Below are 15,076 nucleotides of genomic sequence, written 5' to 3'. Positions count from 1 at the left end.
TCGCATAAGTTTTGTGGCTTTTTCGCTATCTGCGTCTAAGCTAAATTTATGAGTTAATAATTAGAAACTGTGTCCATATATGTTAAAGCTCCCTTCAGAGTTAGCGATTAACCAAGTTGAAGAATTACATCAGTTAGTACTGCAAGAGTTAGCAGTAGATCAGGATGTATGTGTTGATATATCTGAAGTCATCCGGGTTGATACCGCATCGATCCAGTTGTTTTGTGCATTACAAAAACACCTTCTGGCGATTAGTCATAAAATTCTCTGGCATGGTTACAGTCAAGCGTTCTCCAACTCGGTCGATGAGCTTGGGTTAACGGAGTTTTTAGCTCTAAATGGTAATAATTAAGGGGTTGGTATGAAGAAAATTTTAGCTGTGGACGATTCAGCATCAATGAGACAAATGGTTGGCTTCACACTCAAAAAAGCTGGCTTTGATGTTACTGAGGCGCGAGATGGCAGTGAAGCGTTAAGTATTGCAAAGCAACAAGGTTTTGATGCTGTGATCTCCGATGTAAATATGCCTGTCATGGATGGTATAACGTTGATCAGAGAGCTACGTAACCTTCCTAATTATAAATTTACACCACTGTTAATGCTTACTACAGAGTCTGGTTTGGACAAAAAAACAGAAGGCAAAGCAGCTGGTGCAACAGGTTGGATTGTAAAGCCTTTTAATCCCGAGCAGTTATTAGCGGTGTTGAAAAAAGTAATTCGCTAAACTGAGGAGCTGGGTTATGAGCATAGATCTTAGCCAGTTTTTTGAGGTATTTTTCGAAGAAAGCTTTGAAGGTCTGGATGCCATGGAGTCTGAATTATTAAATTTAGAACCAGGCAAAGAAGATAATGAAACGATAAATACGATATTTAGAGCTGCGCACTCAATTAAAGGTGGAAGTGGAACGTTTGGTTTTACATCGGTATCAGACTTTACTCATGTATTAGAAACGTTGCTCGATCAAGTTAGAGATGGACAGCGAGTCCTTACAACAGAGCATGTTAATTTACTCCTAAAGTCAGTTGATTGTTTGAGAACTTTGCTACGAGCACTGCAGGCAGAGCAAGAGCCTGATTTAGCTGAAGCCAATGCATTACGCGAAAAGTTTGAGGAAATACTGGGTATTGCTGAGTCTTCTGCAAGTGCAGTAGAGAATGAAAAAGAAGTAACTCAAAGTACATATCAAATTGACTTTAAGCCTAAGCCCCACTTATTTAAAACCGGGAATGAACCCTTATTCATGATCAGTGAACTGGGTGAATTAGGAGAGATTGAAACGCAGGTTTTTCATGATGCGATACCAGATATTGAACAGCTTCACCCTGATGAATGTTTTTTAAGTTGGCGTTTTTTTCTAACTACAGATAAAGAACAAAAGGCCATTGAAGAAATATTTGAGTGGGTTGAGGATGATGCTGAGATACATATTAATGTGTGCGGTGGTATTTTTGACAAATCTTCGTCTAATGCATTACAGGTTCATAGTAATGAGCTAGTACAATCGGAAGATAAGCAAGAGCCTGAGGTCAAAGCGTCCGAACCGCAGGCAAACACAGTCACACCCAGTAAAGAGAATACAAAAAAAATAGACCCACAAAAGAACACAGAAACGTCTACTTCGATACGTGTGGGGATTGATAAAGTCGACTCATTAATCAATATGGTGGGGGAGTTGGTTATAACTCAAGCGATGCTGAGTCAAATCGGAGAGCAAGAAATCACAGAGTCAACAATAACGGCACTTCAAGAAGGGCTCGCCCAGTTGGCTCACAATACGCGAGATCTACAGGAAAACGTGATGCGGATCCGCATGCTTCCTATCAGCTTTGTTTTCAGTCGCTTCCCGCGTTTAGTAAGAGATATTTCGCAAAAGTTAAACAAGCAAGTCGAACTAAAATTACTTGGTGAACAAACTGAATTAGATAAAACGGTGATGGAGAAAATCTCTGATCCAATGGTGCATCTGGTTAGAAATTCGCTTGACCATGGTTTAGAGACGCCAGAAAAAAGGATTGCCGCAGGAAAAGAGCCCGTAGGAACAGTGACGCTTAACGCATTTCATCAAGGTGGAAATATTGTTATTGAGATCATGGATGATGGACAGGGGTTAAATACTGAAAAAATTCGTGACAAAGCGATCACTAATGGATTGATACAAGAGCACGATGAGTTATCTGCCGATGAAGTCAATGAACTTATTTTTATGCCAGGCTTTTCGACTGCTGATGAAGTGAGTGATATTTCTGGAAGAGGCGTAGGAATGGATGTTGTTAGACGCAATATTCAAGCGCTAAATGGGTCTGTTGAAGTGTCATCGGCTCGAGGTGTTGGTTCTACATTTACCATTCGGTTGCCTTTAACTTTAGCCATTCTAGATGGGCAATTAGTTCAAGTCGCGGAACATACTTATATTATTCCTCTTATCTCTATTGTTGAGTCGTTACAAATAGATATAACCAAAGTGAGTCGAGTGGGCAAAGATTTAGATGTACTGCGACTCAGAGACGAATATATTCCAATTTTACGCTTGTATGACATTTTCAATCATCAAGGCGCAATTGAAGAGTTAGATAAGACTTTGTTGGTTGTAGTGGAAAGCGATAATCACAAGGTTGGCATCCTTGTCGATGATCTTCTTGCTCAGCAACAAGTGGTTATTAAAAGTTTAGAAGCTAACTATCAGAAGGTAGATGGCATCTCTGGAGCGACAATACTTGGAGATGGACGAGTGTCTTTAATTGTTGATATTTCAGGGCTTATTAAATTAAGCGGGTTAAAGCGCCCAGGTACTCAAGAGTTGTTGGTAGAGCAGCAAGGAAGTGAGGTGGCTTAATGAGTGAGCACGTAGAACTAAATCAACAACTCAGTCTAGGTAAGCAACAGGATGAGAATCAGTACCTTACTTTTATGATGGCTGGTGAAGAGTATGGACTCGATATTTTAGCTGTGCAAGAGATCCGTGGGTGGGAGGATGTGACGGCAATTCCAAATGCTCCCGACTTTGTGAAAGGGGCAATTAACCTGCGCGGAACTATCGTACCAATAGTTGATCTGAGGCTGCGTTTTGGTATTCCCAGTATCCGTTACGGACCATTGACGGTTGTTATTGTTGTATCTGTGCAGATACGTGAGCAACAAAAGGTTATGGGATTAGTTGTGGATGCTGTGTCTGACGTTTACAGCATTTCAGAAGAAAAGGCAAAAGATGTTCCTGATTTTCAAGATTCTGACAATGCACAATACGTTCATGGGCTAGTCAATGTAGGTGAAAAAATGGTGGTTTTGCTGAATTTAGCAAAAGTGCTGGACCTTAACGCAAAACACGTTGCGCAAGGTTGAAATTAAAGGAAAAGGTGAGAGCATGCAAAGTGAAATCAATAATAAGTTATTAATTATTGCAGTAGTGCTGGTTGCTGCCATAATCGGCGCTTTCCAGTTATCGGGAGCGACAATCAGTGCTGAAAATGGCTTAGTTATCGGGTTTCCAATCGCGGTAACGTTAGGCACCATTTTATACCTTAAACAGTTTTTAGATGGATTAACCCGCAAGTTAGTATGCTTAAATGCGGCTATTCCATATTTACGCTTGACCGACAAAGATGCGATTTCAAGACTGGATTTTAGCGCTTTACCAGAGCTAACACGTATAGAAAGCGTTGATGTTGAAGTCTGTGAAAGTGAAGACAAAAACCACGTAGAAAGTTTGCTCAATGCGTTACAGACCTGTCAAGCAAATATCATGATTGCAGATCCTAACTTAAATATTACTTACCTAAATGACTCTGTGAAAAAAATGCTCAAAGCAAACGAAAGCCGTTTGAGAGAGAGCTTGCCTAGTTTTAATGTGGATAGCTTGCTTGGCACGAATATAGACGAATTCCATCAAAACCCTGCGCATCAACGAGGCTTATTGGCAACCTTAAGTCGAGTATATACAACACAGATTCAAGTCGCGGGTTTAACTTTTGATTTAATTGCAACACCAGTGTTTAACTCTAAAAATGAGCGAATAGCGACATTAGTTGAGTGGAAAGACGTGACTGAGAAGCTTGCATTTGAGCAAGAGCAAGCCACATTAGCAGCGAACAATGCGAGGATTACGAGTGCGTTAAACGTTTGCCAAGCGAATGTTATGTTGGCTGATGAAGATTGCAATATTGTTTATGCTAATCACTCTGTATTGGAAATGCTCAGTGACAATCAAGCACAGCTTCGCCAAGCTCTGCCTAATTTCGACACTAAGAAGCTCATTGGTGAGTGTATAGATGTATTTCATGTTAACCCAAGCCACCAACGCAAACTACTTGAAGGGTTAACTGATACATACAAGACTGATATTCAAGTGGCGGGTTTCACGTTTGGGTTAATTGCAACCCCGGTATTTGATGAGCAAAATAACCGCTTAGGGACGGTAGTTGAGTGGGAGGATAAAACTTTGCGTTTAGAGCAAGAGCGCAAAGACCGAGAAACAGCTTACGAAAACTTACGTGTGAAGCGTGCCCTTGATAATGTGGCAACCAATACCATGATTGCTAATCATGAGCATGATATTGTCTATATGAATCAGGCTGTACAAAACATGATGCGCAATGCTGAAAGCGACTTGCGTAAAGACCTACCTCAGTTTGATGCGAATGCATTAATTGGTGCAAACGTAGATGTTTTCCATAAAAATCCTGCTCATCAACGTGGCCTTCTAGCCAAGTTAACTACGGCGTATAAAACAGAAATTACCGTTGGTGGACGTACGTTTGGGTTAATTGCAAACCCGATCCTTAATGATGAAGGCGAACGCATAGGCACGGTTGTTGAGTGGAATGATAGAACCAATGAGGTCGCGATTGAAAAAGAACTTAATGACCTCATTACCTCTGCGGGGGGCGGTAACTTAAGTAGCCGATTGAGTGAGGAAGGAAAAGACGGCTTCTACCTACGTTTAGTCAAAGGACTTAATGAGCTGGTTGGCATTGTTGATGATGCCGTGTCTGATACTGCGCAAATGCTTGATGCCCTTGCAAATGGAAACCTGACTCAGCGCATTACTGGCGAATACGATGGGGCATTTGATAAGTTAAAACGCGATGCAAACAGTACTGCAGATAAGTTAACAGAAGTGATTAACAAGATCAGTGCTTCAGCGGGGTTAGTGGCCAGTGGAGCAGAAGAGATATCTCAAGGTAATGCCGATTTGAGCCAGCGAACAGAAGAGCAGGCGTCATCACTGGAAGAAACGGCCTCTAGTATGGAGCAGATGACCAGTACGGTAAAACAAAATGCGGACAATGCTAAAGTTGCCAATGGACTCGCAGAAGAAACGTGTGATAAAGCGATCTTGGGTGGTGAGGTTGTTAGTCGTGCAGTAGAGAGTATGTCGGCTATTAATGAATCGAGTAAGAAAATTGCAGATATCATAGGCGTTATTGATGAAATCGCCTTCCAAACTAACCTGCTCGCTTTAAACGCTGCTGTAGAGGCGGCCAGAGCGGGAGAGCAGGGCCGAGGGTTTGCGGTAGTTGCAGGTGAAGTACGCAATCTAGCGCAGCGCTCTGCGGGTGCGGCAAAAGAAATCAAAGACTTAATTCGAGACAGTGTAGGGAAAGTAGAAGATGGCACTTTACTTGTTAATGAATCAGGTGCCACGCTGAAAGACATCGTCGCGTCAGTAAAACGTGTCACTGAGATGATATCTGATATCGCAGAGGCCTCAGTAGAGCAAAGTTCTGGGATTGAGCAAGTCAATAAAGCTGTTGCTCAAATGGACGAAATGACTCAACAAAATGCTGCGTTGGTAGAACAGGCATCTGCTGCAGGCGAGTCTATGGCCGAGCAAGCAAATGATATGCGTAAATTACTACATTTCTTTATTGTGGATGGGGCAAATGAGCACGGTATGTTGCCTTCTCAAGCTGCAACACATGCCCCCTCTAACCGCGCTTCGCTGTCTAAGCCTAAAACGGCACAAGTAAATAAGATTGAGTCAAAACCATCGTCTGTTGGTAATAAATTCTCTGACAGCTCTGAAGAGTGGGAAGAGTTCTAACAAGTGTAGCGGCGGCGATAAGCCGCCGCGTTAGAATACTCTCTAAGGGGAATAGCATATGAGGGAATTCCTTTTTGATGATGATGATTTTGCACAACTTTCAAAACGTGTGTATCAAGCTTGCGGGATTGTGCTGGGGCCACATAAAAAAGAAATGGTCTACTCTCGTATTGCACGTCGGATAAGGGCTAACAATTTAACGTCATTCAAGCAATATATAGAGCTTATAGATGATGACTCTGCTGATGAGTTTAGTAGCTTCATTAATGCGATCACGACAAACCTGACGTCTTTTTTCAGAGAGAATCATCATTTTGAGTACTTATCTAATGTCATTATTGGGCAATTAATACAAAAAAATGCATCTACTAGAAGAATACGAATTTGGTCTGCAGGATGCTCAACAGGTGAGGAGCCCTATAGCATAGCCATGACCATTCAAGGGCGTTTTCCTAGTGGTTGGGATGTAAAAATTCTTGCTACAGACTTAGATTCGAGTGTTTTAGCAAAGGCTCAAGAAGGAGTTTACAGTGCCCGCAGTATTAACGGTTTAGACGAGAAAGGTCTGAAAAAGTGGTTTTTAAAAAATAGTAGTGGTGACTCTTACAAAGTTAAGCCCAGCTTGCAGTCTATGATTTCTTTTAAGCGTCTTAATTTATTAGAGCATTGGCCTATGAAAGGACCGTTTGACCTTATTTTCTGCAGAAATGTGCTGATTTATTTTGATAAAGATACAAAAGATAACCTGTTTGCAGGGTATCACCGCATATTAGCCCCTGGCGGGCACCTCTTTATTGGGCATTCAGAAACCATGGGTAAAGAACATACAGAATTTAAAAATTTGGGCAAAACTATGTATCAAAAGGTCGCTTATGAGTAGGGATTTAGCGCCGGTTCTTGCTGGATTTGAGCACGTAAAGCGATTTTGGGACTCTGGTCGTGAGACCATAATAGCAAAAGTATTGCCTGGTGAGTTCTATGTGTCGAAGAACGATGAGTATATTTCTACTGTGTTGGGGTCATGCATCGCGGCGTGTGTTTATGATGATACGCGTGGAATTGGTGGAATGAATCACTTTATGTTGCCAGGCGCAAAAGACATAAAAGATATTCATGCTGACGACTTAAATTGTCGTTATGGAAATTGGGCGATGGAGTATTTGATTAATGAAGTGATCAAAAACGGCGCATCGCGCGCGAATTTAAAAATAAAGTTGTTTGGTGGTGGTAAAATAATACGTAGTATGACTGATATTGGAATTGGCAATATACGTTTTGCCAATGCTTATGTACAAGAAGAAGGTTTAAACTTGGTTTCACATGATGTTGGCGGCCCTTGGCCGAGGAAGGTGATGTTTCACCCCCAAACAGGTAAAGCACAAGTAAAAAAGCTTAGAGAAATGCATAATGATACAATTGAGAAAAGAGAAGTTCGTTACTTACATGATATTGAGGCTCAAGATGCTCAAACTGATATTGAGCTGTTTTAGAGGTGAGCATGATCAAAGTACTCATTGTTGATGATTCTCCTTTGATCAGGGGGATCTTGACGGAGATATTGAACCAAGCACCCGACATCAAGGTTGTGGGGGCTGCTGCAGATCCATATCAAGCACGAGAAATGATAAAATCGTTAAACCCTGACGTCCTAACTTTGGACATTGAAATGCCAAAAATGGACGGGATAAGTTTTTTACGTAACTTGATGAGGCTAAGACCCATGCCTGTTGTTATGATCTCCACTTTAACACAGCAGGGATCACCAGCTACGATTGAGGCGCTAGAAATTGGCGCGGTTGATTTTATTGCCAAACCTGTTTCAGATGTCGTAGGTCAACTCAAAGGGTATACCCAATCTGTTCATGAGAAAATAAGAGTTGCAGCTAACGCACGAGTTCGAGCATTTAAAGCACTGGCAAATCAGTCTAGTCATGCAAAAACTCAAAGTATGCAATTTAAAAGCGGTGCGGTTTTAGCGATTGGCGCATCTACGGGCGGAACAGAAGCCATTAAAGAGGTTTTAATCAAACTTCCTGCTAATTCCCCACCCGTTGTGGTTACGCAACATATCCCCCCCATTTTTAGTACGTCTTTTGCTTTAAGAATGGATAGGTGTTGCACAGTGAAAGTAAAAGAAGCGGAGACAGGCGATGAGTTGTTGCCGGGGCATGTATTTATAGCGCCAGGTGATAAACATCTAAAGGTTGTTAAAAAGGGCAATAAGTTACTGTGTGAACTCGATGATTCTGAACCCGTTAATAGGCACAAACCTTCGGTGGATGTTTTGTTTGATTCTTTGTTACCGTTTGGCAACGCTGTATACTCAGCTCTCTTAACGGGAATGGGGAGTGATGGTGCAAAAGGCATGTTGCGATTGCATCAAGCGGGCGCTTACACGGTTGCTCAAGATGAGAAAACATCTGTGGTATGGGGAATGCCGCGTGCAGCGATTGAGTTACAAGCCGCACGTCAAGTGGTGCCGCTTCAGGAAGTGACTAATACACTACTTACGGCATGTAAGAAATAATAGTTACTGAGAAGTGACTACCCAAGGTTGTGAAAACCAATAAAATTCGTTGCTTTGCCCACTATTTAACGGTGCCGTGCAGTTATAACGTGAGCGCCCGGTAGGAAGTGATTGCTTGGCACTGATACTTACTTGTTTTTGTGTTAGCCATTTTGTAGTTGCGATCCCTTGGCCTGACACATAACAAGTAAATTGATGTTGCGAAAATTGCCTGTCTTTAAAATCGATCAGTAGTGTTGGCTGCTTGTTAGTACTTACTGAGTCTTCATAAGAGAGCTTATTTATATCGAAGGGGTGTGAATTAAGCTTTACGCTTAAAGTAGATAATGCTGCATATATTCCCGAAGCTGGAAATCTGGGCACTCGTGTAAAATCTGTAAATTTACCAACAGCACCAGAGTGCTGGCCTATACCAACAAACCCTAGCGAGCGAACCAAGTTTTGTAATTCTTTACTAAACTCACCATAAGGGTAAGCCAATAGTTTAGCATTGTGACCAACTTCTGATGCTATTCTTTGCTCCGACCAGGTGATGTCTTTTGCAATTCTATCGTGCCACTGCTCTTGTGTTTCACCTTCTAAATGTTGGTGCAGGTAGTCATGTTTTGCACTATGGTTTGCGATCAAAGCGCCTTTTTTAGATAATTTTCTTAGTTGCTCCCAACTCATCAGGTAATGCTGTTGCTCGTCAATAAGTTTAGGATTAACAAATATAGTATAAGGAAAACCGAACTTCTCGAGTATCGGAGCTGCTTGTTCTATGTTGTTGTTGTAGCCATCATCTAAGGTAATAGCGACACTTTTTGCAGGTAAGTTTTTGCCTGCTTGCAATGTTTTTAGCATTTCATCGAGTGCTATGACATTGAAGTTCCCTTTGCGCAAATAATCCATATGCTCAGTAAACTGTTCTGCGCTAATAGAAGTAACAGGTGGCAACTTTTCGCTGACATGATGATACTGTAAGATCACCGCTGCGCCTGCATAATTTACCTTTAAAAATAACATCAGAGCCATTAAATGAAGCATTTTTTTAGCCATTATAAATCTTACCACTTGAGTCTATTGTTGTTGGCAGGTCCTATGATCTTATCAAATATATCAGTGCCACTACTAGGGCTGGTTGATACGGCTGTAATTGGACATATGTCTTCAGCACATTACTTAGCAGGTATTGCTCTCGGTGCTAGTAGCATTTCAGTGTTGTTTTGGCTCGCGAGCTTTTTAAGAATGAGCACCACGGGGGTGATCGCGCAAGCTTATGGTAGCCAAGACGCAAAAAAGCTGACGTTTCTATTGCAAAGTAGCCTAATACTAGCGCTGGGGTTTGCTTTAGTCATAATTGCTTTGCAGCCCATTTGGCTCGCTGCAATTGAGCATTTGTCAGGTGCAAAAGCACAGGTTGTTGAGCAAGCACATTTGTATTTTTCAATACGAATTTACAGTGCCCCTGCTGCTGTATCTAACCTTGTTTTACTTGGCTTTATGCTAGGGATGCATTTCGGTAAAGGGCCTTTCTACCTAGTGTTGGTTACAAACTTAGTCAACATAGCGCTAGATCTATTGTTTGTTGTGGGCTTCGATTGGGGAGTTGCCGGTGCTGCTTGGGCTTCTTTGATAGCAGATTATTGTGCACTGCTGTTTGCTCTTGTGCTTGTAAAAAGATTGTTTGCGGGTAATCAAATAGCCTGGTTGTGGCATATCCCTCGAAGGAGCGAAATATCGAAGTTATTGACATTAAATAGAGATATTTTTTTGCGCTCATTGTTATTGCAGTTGTGTTTTAGCTTTATGACATTTTATGGCGCGAGACTCGGCGAACTGACACTCGCTGCCAATGCCGTATTACTCAATTTTTTAATGCTTGTTAGTTTTGCTCTTGATGGCATAGCTTATGCTGCAGAAGCAAAAGTAGGGCATGCAAAAGGAGAGAAAAATACAACAAAAATAAAAGTATGGGTAAATGTGAGTGTATTTTGGGGAGGCGTATTTGCCTTCTTATATTCTTTAACGTTTGCCATTTTTGGCTATAAAATTATTGAGTTACTGACTGATATTCCAGAAGTTATCTTGCATGCTCAAAGCTATCTGCCGTGGCTCATCGTATTACCAATGATAGCGATGGGATGTTTTTTGTTCGATGGTATCTTTGTTGGGTTAACACGTGCAAAAGAAATGCGTAATAGTATGTTTTTTGCGACCACTTTAGGGTTCTTTTTACCTCTACTAGTGACCACAACATGGCAAAACCATGGCTTATGGTTTGCTATGACCTGTTTTATGGCACTTAGAGGGGCTAGCTTGTACTATCGTTATCGTCAGCTTTGTCGTCAGGAGACATTGCTACTATAACCTGAGCAAAGCGGTTGGCAAAAATGCCAATATAGCCCCATAGCGCGAAAAACACCGCTGGAACTAATAAGGCCAACCCGAGCAGTTGTACTATTGGTTGGTAATAATAGCCGTAGCTAATCGCTCCGACTGCCAATGCGAAAAGCCCCAAACCGATGAAGAATCGTTTGAGGCTTAGCTTAGGGTGTTGGCCTAATTTGTAAACTAGCTGTTTTAGCATTATTTAGTAATATGAATGCTCACCTGATTGGTGCTCAGTAATATCCTTAACGCCCGTTATTTCGTCAAACTTGGCTATCATTTCTTTTTCAATGCCTTCTTTTAAAGTGACATCAATCATTGAGCAGCCATTACACCCTCCACCAAATTGAACAACGGCAATACCTTCTGCGGTAATTTCCACAAGACTCACCTGGCCACCATGATTCGCCAGTTGAGGATTAACCTCGGTGGTAAGCATATGCTCTACTTTTTCGTGCAGCGATGCATTGTCACTCAGCTTTTTAGCTTTTGCGTTTGGTGCTTTAAGCGTTAGCTGTGTTCCCATTTTGTCTGTCACAAAATCAATTTCTGCATCTTCAAGAAATGGTGCACTCTCATTATCTACTACGGCATCAAAGCCATTAAAAGAGAGGCGAATATCGGTTTCTTCTACTGCATCGGCTGGACAGTAAGAAACGCCACATTCAGCTTGTGATGTGCCTGGGTTTACAACAAACACTCGGATGTTGGTACCAGCTGCTTGATCTGAAAGTAGTTTGGCAAAATGCGTTTGGGCTGATTCTGATATTGTGATCATAACTCTGACTATACTTGACTAAATTACTCGGATAATGCCTATGATACTCCCCTCATCGTATTGTCGCCAGTGTTGAACGTAAAAATTTGGCATGACTGTGATGCCCTGATAGCGTGTGTTAATCATAATTAACAAGGTGTTTTTTTCATGCGCTTGATATTTTTTGTTGTTTTTGTCGGTTTACAAAGTTTACTTTGCGCCATTGCAAAACCACTGGACTTCTACTTTTCAGATTCAGTCACGTTTGATCCATCCATTGCCAAGCCCAGTGAAGTACTGGGTTATGAAGTGGGAGAGTGGCATGTAAGGCATGATCAACTTGTCCAATACTTACAGGTATTGGCCAAACAAAGTGATCGGATAAAGATTGAAACAATAGGCTATAGTCATGAACAGCGCCCTTTATTGTTGTTGACAATAAGCGCTAAAAAGCAGTTAGAAAATATTGATACGATTCGAAAAGATCACATCACAAGACTAAGCTCAAAAGGACAAGACAATGCAGGCCCTGCCATAGTTTGGATGGGGTATAGCGTACACGGCAATGAATCGTCAGGTAGTAACGCAGCCATGCTGGTGGCCTATTATTTGGCCGCGGCCCAAGGAGCTGAGATTGATAAGTTACTTGCCAATACGGTGATTTTGCTTGACCCCTCCTTAAACCCTGATGGCTTAGCCCGCTTTGCCCAATGGGCTAATAGTAATCGGGGGCACGTTTTATCATCCGATCCCATGCACAGGGAGCATGTTGAGTCATGGCCGTCGGGACGAACGAATCATTTCTTGTTTGATTTAAACCGAGATTGGTTATTACTTCAGCATCCTGAATCTAAAGCAAGAATTGCACAATTTCATAAATGGAAACCCAATGTGTTGACTGATTTCCATGAAATGGGAGCAAACAGCACCTATTTTTTCCAACCGGGGATCCCGTCTCGTACACACCCGTTGACGCCAAGTAAGAATATTGAATTAACAAACAGTTTGGCTCAATTTCATGCAAAAGCGTTAGATAGCCAAGGGCAACTCTATTTTACACAAGAGAGTTTTGATGATTTTTATTACGGCAAAGGCTCTACCTACCCCGATATCAACGGTGCTGTTGGGATACTATTTGAACAAGCAAGTAGCAGAGGTCATGTTCAAAACACCATAAATGGAACGCTCAATTTTTCAGATACCATAAAAAACCAGCTTACAACTAGTTTGTCTACATTCGAAGGGGTTTTGCAAAATAAGGTACAGCTACAAAACTATCAGCAGCAGTTTTACCAATCAGCAAAAAAGCTAGCAAAGAATGATGATTTTAAAGGATATATAGTTGCTGCCAATGGGGATAAGCAAAAGTTAACAGCGTTTTTAGACCTCTTAAAGCAGCATCACATTGAGGTGTATCCATTACAAGAGAGTTATAAAGATTATCTTGCTGGGGATGTGTTTATTCCCTTGGAGCAATCACAATATCGTTTACTGAAAGCCATTTTTTCTGAGCAGACGTCTTTTAAAGACAATACTTTTTACGATGTTTCAGGCTGGACTCTCGCGCACGCGTTTAACCTGCCTTTTGAGAAGTTAAAAAGTTCACGTAATTTAAAGTTAGCTGATAAGCCTTGGGCACCAAAAACAGAGCGCTCTAGAAGAAAATTGGATAATGCATATGCTTACGGGTTTTCGTGGCAACAATTCAATGCGCCTAAGATGCTCAACTTTTTACTTTCTCAAGGCATCGATGCGCGCGTGGCACTTAGCGGATTCTCTGCAGCTACAAACACCAAAGAGCGACACTTTGCGCCTGGCAGCATAGTGGTTCCTGCTGGGTTGCAAAAAAATTCAAAGTGGCTAGATATATTAACGACTGCTAGCAATCGTTACGACATTGATATACATGGCATTAAAAGTGGTTTAACAACGCAAGGAATTGACTTAGGCTCACGGTTTATGCGACCCCTCAAAGCACCAAAAGTACTGCTTGTTGGAGGCGAAGGGGTAAGTCAGTATGAAGTTGGCGAGGTATGGTATCACTTAGATAGGCATCTAGGTTTAGCACCAACCATGATCGAGCAAAGTCGGCTTGCAAAAATAAAACTTAAAAATTATTCCCATATCATATTAGTTGATGGGCGATATGATCACCTAAATGATTTGCTTGCATCCCAAATAAAGGAGTGGGTTAAACAGGGGGGCGTTATTTGGGGGCATAAAAGGGGTGCCAAATGGTTAGTGGACAATCAGCTTCTAAAAGCAAGTAGCATTTCGAAAAAAGAAATGACGGAGCAATTCGATACTCATGAGTTGGCATACCAAGATCGTGACAAGTTATCGGCAAAGCAACGTATAGCAGGTGCTATATTTGCTACAGATATTGATCTGACTCACCCATTAAGCTTTGGCCTTGGGCGTGCGACACTGCCTGTATTTAAAAATAGTACTTGGCTGTTGAAACCTGCGGATCAGCCATTTATAACAGTTGGAAAATATACCAGCAGCCCTTTAATGGCTGGATATAGCGCGCCGGAAAACGTATCGAAAATTGCCGAAAATGCCAGTTTGATTGCGCATCGCTATGGCCAAGGAAGTGTTATCGGGATGACCGATAACCCGGTATTTAGAGGATACTGGTATGGCACGAGCAAAATATTAAATAACGCATTGTTCTTTGGGGGACTACTTACTGTTCAAGGGCGTTAAGCTGGTTGCAAAAGCCCAAACCTGCGCAGCGCCAGCTTGCAAACAAGCGTGCGCTGCGACATCCATTGTGCTTCCCGTTGTAACAACATCGTCGATAATGGCCACTTTCTTACCTTGGATATTAGTTGATAAACAAAAAGCATTTTTAACATTGCGGCGACGCTCGGTTTTAGAGAGTTGACTTTGTGGTTTAGTTATTTTGTTTCTTACTAAATCTTGGCTTACCTGACTGCCTGTAGGTAAAGCTGGCAACCAAGTTTGTGTAACCTGATTGTACCCTCGCGCTACATACCTCGTTTGAGATAGTGGTATAAAAAAGTATATGTCAGGTATAAACCCTCCATTTTGCCAAAATCGCTGCATTTGGTAGCGAATGAGTTGTATCAAGAGTTGTTTTAGATAAGTGCGTTTATGAAACTTATATTTACTTAGCCAATCTTGTAACCAACCTTGATACCAGCCGCATGCAAATAGTCCATTGCAATATTTTAAAGATATCGCTCTTTTAACATCAGGTCTTAATAGTAAGTTGTTTTGCGAAGGACTGAAAAAAGGAAAATCGACTAAGCAATTATTGCACAGGCTGTGATTATGGTTTATTAGCGCTTGGCAGCAGGCACAGCGAGAGGAAAACAAACAGTTGAGCAGCATATCGAGTCCATTCGTTACATT

14 protein-coding genes are annotated in these 15,076 nt (G+C 41.6%); 10 read left to right on the top strand and 4 right to left on the bottom strand.

What is annotated here, in order from left to right; genetic code table 11:
- Positions 1-79 precede the first annotated feature (79 nt).
- The 8 genes from GDK41_RS14475 to GDK41_RS14440 are packed head-to-tail and all read left to right on the top strand — an operon-like array spanning position 80 to position 8,568.
- Positions 80-352: an STAS domain-containing protein gene (locus GDK41_RS14475; protein ID WP_152087075.1), complete on the top strand. Its 273-nt coding sequence runs from the start codon at positions 80-82 to the stop codon at positions 350-352.
- Positions 353-361: 9 nt separating this feature from the next.
- The gene (locus GDK41_RS14470) at positions 362-724 is read left to right on the top strand and encodes a response regulator (RefSeq protein WP_070990989.1); all 363 of its coding nucleotides are present in this window, start codon (positions 362-364) and stop codon (positions 722-724) included.
- Between the two features lie 16 nt (positions 725-740).
- A complete protein-coding gene (locus GDK41_RS14465) occupies positions 741-2,834 on the top strand; it encodes a chemotaxis protein CheA (protein WP_152087074.1) in 2,094 nt (697 codons plus the stop codon).
- Positions 2,834-3,340: a chemotaxis protein CheW gene (locus tag GDK41_RS14460; protein WP_152087073.1), complete on the top strand. Its 507-nt coding sequence runs from the start codon at positions 2,834-2,836 to the stop codon at positions 3,338-3,340. The genes GDK41_RS14465 and GDK41_RS14460 overlap by 1 nt, the downstream gene beginning before the upstream one ends.
- Positions 3,341-3,362: 22 nt before the next feature.
- Positions 3,363-6,041 carry a methyl-accepting chemotaxis protein gene (locus GDK41_RS14455; protein WP_152087072.1) on the top strand — a complete coding sequence of 893 codons (2,679 nt, stop codon included), beginning with the start codon at positions 3,363-3,365 and terminating at the stop codon, positions 6,039-6,041.
- A 58-nt stretch (positions 6,042-6,099) separates the two neighbouring features.
- A complete protein-coding gene (locus GDK41_RS14450) occupies positions 6,100-6,921 on the top strand; it encodes a CheR family methyltransferase (protein ID WP_152087071.1) in 822 nt (273 codons plus the stop codon).
- Positions 6,914-7,531, top strand: a complete 618-nt coding sequence (gene cheD, locus GDK41_RS14445; protein ID WP_152087070.1) for a chemoreceptor glutamine deamidase CheD — start codon at positions 6,914-6,916, stop codon at positions 7,529-7,531. The genes GDK41_RS14450 and cheD overlap by 8 nt, the downstream gene beginning before the upstream one ends.
- An 8-nt stretch (positions 7,532-7,539) precedes the next feature.
- On the top strand, positions 7,540-8,568 hold the full coding sequence (locus GDK41_RS14440; protein ID WP_152087069.1) for a protein-glutamate methylesterase/protein-glutamine glutaminase: 1,029 nt from the start codon (positions 7,540-7,542) through the stop codon (positions 8,566-8,568).
- Positions 8,569-8,571: 3 nt separating this feature from the next.
- On the opposite strand, the gene GDK41_RS14435 is transcribed toward GDK41_RS14440, so the two are convergent.
- Positions 8,572-9,606 carry a polysaccharide deacetylase family protein gene (locus GDK41_RS14435; RefSeq protein WP_152087068.1) on the bottom strand — a complete coding sequence of 345 codons (1,035 nt, stop codon included), beginning with the start codon at positions 9,604-9,606 and terminating at the stop codon, positions 8,572-8,574.
- On the opposite strand from GDK41_RS14435, the gene dinF reads away from it, so the two are divergent.
- Entirely contained in the window at positions 9,586-10,917 is a 1,332-nt protein-coding gene (gene dinF / locus GDK41_RS14430; protein ID WP_152087067.1) for an MATE family efflux transporter DinF, read from the top strand. The two genes, GDK41_RS14435 and dinF, sit on opposite strands and share 21 nt — an antisense overlap.
- Here dinF and GDK41_RS20395 read toward each other — a convergent pair.
- Together GDK41_RS20395 and nfuA are read right to left on the bottom strand one after the other, a co-directional pair.
- Positions 10,862-11,137: a hypothetical protein gene (locus tag GDK41_RS20395; RefSeq protein ID WP_152087066.1), complete on the bottom strand. Its 276-nt coding sequence runs from the start codon at positions 11,135-11,137 to the stop codon at positions 10,862-10,864. The two genes, dinF and GDK41_RS20395, sit on opposite strands and share 56 nt — an antisense overlap.
- A gap of 3 nt (positions 11,138-11,140) precedes the next feature.
- Positions 11,141-11,716: a Fe-S biogenesis protein NfuA gene (gene nfuA, locus GDK41_RS14420; RefSeq protein ID WP_152087065.1), complete on the bottom strand. Its 576-nt coding sequence runs from the start codon at positions 11,714-11,716 to the stop codon at positions 11,141-11,143.
- A 147-nt stretch (positions 11,717-11,863) separates the two neighbouring features.
- On the opposite strand from nfuA, the gene GDK41_RS14415 reads away from it, so the two are divergent.
- Positions 11,864-14,404: a M14 metallopeptidase family protein gene (locus GDK41_RS14415; RefSeq protein WP_152087064.1), complete on the top strand. Its 2,541-nt coding sequence runs from the start codon at positions 11,864-11,866 to the stop codon at positions 14,402-14,404.
- Here the strand turns inward: GDK41_RS14415 and GDK41_RS14410 are convergent.
- Positions 14,381-15,055 (bottom strand): ComF family protein, encoded by a 675-nt coding sequence (locus GDK41_RS14410; RefSeq protein WP_152087063.1) that lies wholly within the window; start codon positions 15,053-15,055, stop codon positions 14,381-14,383. The genes GDK41_RS14415 and GDK41_RS14410 overlap by 24 nt on opposite strands.
- Positions 15,056-15,076: the final 21 nt, after the last annotated feature.

The organism is Pseudoalteromonas sp. A25 (assembly GCF_009176705.1).
In the GTDB taxonomy this organism is placed as follows: Bacteria; Pseudomonadota; Gammaproteobacteria; order Enterobacterales; family Alteromonadaceae; genus Pseudoalteromonas.
This window is presented reverse-complemented; position numbering and strand designations above follow the sequence as displayed.